The 1487-nt window shown below is 63.3% G+C and carries 2 protein-coding genes; both read right to left on the bottom strand.

Going from position 1 to position 1487, the window contains the following annotated elements:
* A partial coding sequence (locus tag ABYB95_RS23375; protein ID WP_372662732.1) for a type I restriction-modification system subunit M N-terminal domain-containing protein occupies window positions 1-202 on the bottom strand: 202 nt, incomplete at its 3' end.
* Between the two features lie 119 nt (window positions 203-321).
* On the bottom strand, window positions 322-1487 hold a 1166-nt coding region (locus ABYB95_RS23370), incomplete at its 5' end, for a malate synthase G (RefSeq protein WP_372662728.1).

The raw sequence follows: 1487 nt of genomic DNA, 5'->3' as shown, positions 1-1487 counted from the left end.
TCTCCTCGGTCAGACCGTCGGCCTGGGCTTGTTGGCGGATTTCGGCTTGCCGCTGGTCAAACAGGTCGCTGGCCCGCTTGAGGAACAGGATGCCGAATATGTATTCCTTGTACTCGCTGGCGTCCATGTTCCCGCGCAGCGCGTCGCAGGCGGTCATCAACAGGCTTTCGAGGCGGGCGAGCGTGAGCTTGGCTTGGGGCATGTGGGCTTTGTGGGAACGGGAAACGCCGGTCTGGGGCCGGCCGGCGTGTGGGGTGCATGTTACCCAACAGGGCCATGAAAAACGGCGCCCGAAGGCGCCGTTTTGAGTGAATGCCGTGATCAGCCCGCCGCTTTCACCTTCAAGCGCCACGCATGCAGCAGCGGCTCGGTGTAGCCGCTGGGTTGTTCCTTGCCCTTGAACACGAGATCGAGTGCGGCCTGGTAGGCCTTACTCTTGGCGAAGTTGCCCGCCATTTTTTTGTACAACGGATCACCGGCGTTTTGCCCGTCGACCACGGCGGCCATGCGCTTGAAGGTCTTGTGGACTTGTGCTTCGCTGACCACACCGTGGTGCAACCAGTTGGCAATGTGCTGGCTGGAGATGCGCAGCGTGGCACGGTCTTCCATCAGGCCCACGTTGTGGATGTCGGGCACCTTGGAGCAGCCCACGCCCTGATCGACCCAGCGCACCACGTAGCCCAGAATGCCCTGGGCGTTGTTGTCCAGCTCCTGCTGTTTCTCGGCCGCGCTCCAGTTGGGGTTGGCGCTCACGGGGATGGTCAGCAGACCGGTGAGCAGGTTGTCGCGCTCGGTGTTGAAGTCGATCTTTTCCATGTCCTTCTGCACGTCGGACACCAGCACCTGGTGGTAGTGCAGGGCGTGCAGGGTGGCGCCGGTGGGGCTGGGTACCCAGGCGGTGTTGGCGCCGGATTTGGGGTGACCGATCTTGACCTTGAGCATGTCGGCCATCAGGTCGGGCATGGCCCACATGCCCTTGCCGATCTGGGCCTTGCCGCGCAGGCCGCAGTTCAGGCCCACCAGCACGTTGTTGCGCTCGTAGGCCTGGATCCAGGCGCTGGTTTTCATGTCGCCCTTGCGGATCATGGGGCCGGCCAGCATGGCGGTGTGCATCTCGTCGCCGGTGCGGTCCAGGAAGCCGGTGTTGATGAAGGCCACGCGGCTGGAGGCGGCTTCGATACAGGCGGCCAAGTTGACGCTGGTGCGGCGCTCTTCGTCCATGATGCCGAGCTTGACCGTGCTGTCCTTCAGGCCCAGCACCTTTTCCACTCGGCTGAACAGCTCGGCGGCAAACGCCACCTCGCGTGGGCCGTGCATCTTGGGCTTGACGATGTAGACCGAACCCTTGCGCGAGTTGCGGATGGCGTCTTTCTTGGTGCGCTTGAGGTCGTGCATCGCGATGGTGGTGGTGACCATCGCGTCCAGGATGCCTTCGGGAATCTCTTTGCCGTCCGCGCCCCAGAGGATGGCGGGGTTGGTCATGAGGT

It is taken from the genome of Hydrogenophaga sp. (assembly GCF_041633695.1).
In the GTDB taxonomy this organism is placed as follows: domain Bacteria; phylum Pseudomonadota; class Gammaproteobacteria; order Burkholderiales; family Burkholderiaceae_C; genus Hydrogenophaga.
This window is presented reverse-complemented; position numbering and strand designations above follow the sequence as displayed.